Annotated in this window: 1 protein-coding gene; it reads right to left on the bottom strand. The window is 58.1% G+C overall.

The window, feature by feature from the left end:
* Positions 1-544: MFS transporter (locus WH277_RS02650; RefSeq protein WP_339504255.1), on the bottom strand; the 544-nt coding region annotated here is incomplete at both ends.

The raw sequence follows: 544 nt of genomic DNA, 5'->3' as shown, positions 1-544 counted from the left end.
CTCCCCCATGCCACGACGAATGGCAAACGAGGCCAGGGCGGGCAGCAGGCCAACGAGGAACATGCCGCGCCAGCCGATCACATTCAACAGCAATGGCGTGATAAATGCCGCCAGCAGCACGCCAAGCTGCCACCCCATACCTACCCACGCGGAAGCACGGTTACGCTTATTGGCAGGCCAGGCTTCCGCGATCAATGCCATACCAATACCGAACTCACCGCCCAGCCCCATACCCGCAAGGGTGCGATAAGCCAGTAAATCCCAATATCCCTGTGCCACTGCGCACAGCCCGGTAAAGACTGAAAACATCAGGATGGTGAAAGTCAGTACGCGAATACGTCCGAGGCGATCGCTGATATGGCCAAAAACAATGCCTCCCAGCACGGCACCAATCAGTGTCCAGGTGACCAGTGAACCGGCCTGCGAGGGGGATAACGCCAGCGACAGACTGATAGCGGGTAACATAAAACCGAGGATCAGCAGATCAAAGCCGTCCATTGCATAACCGCTGACAGCAGCGACCATCGCTTTGCCCGGCGTGACG

Source organism: Erwinia sp. MYb416 (genome assembly GCF_037479575.1).
Taxonomy (GTDB): domain Bacteria; phylum Pseudomonadota; class Gammaproteobacteria; order Enterobacterales; family Enterobacteriaceae; genus Erwinia; species Erwinia rhapontici.
The sequence above is the reverse complement of the archived record's forward strand: the minus strand, read 5'-3'. Positions and strand labels throughout refer to the sequence as shown.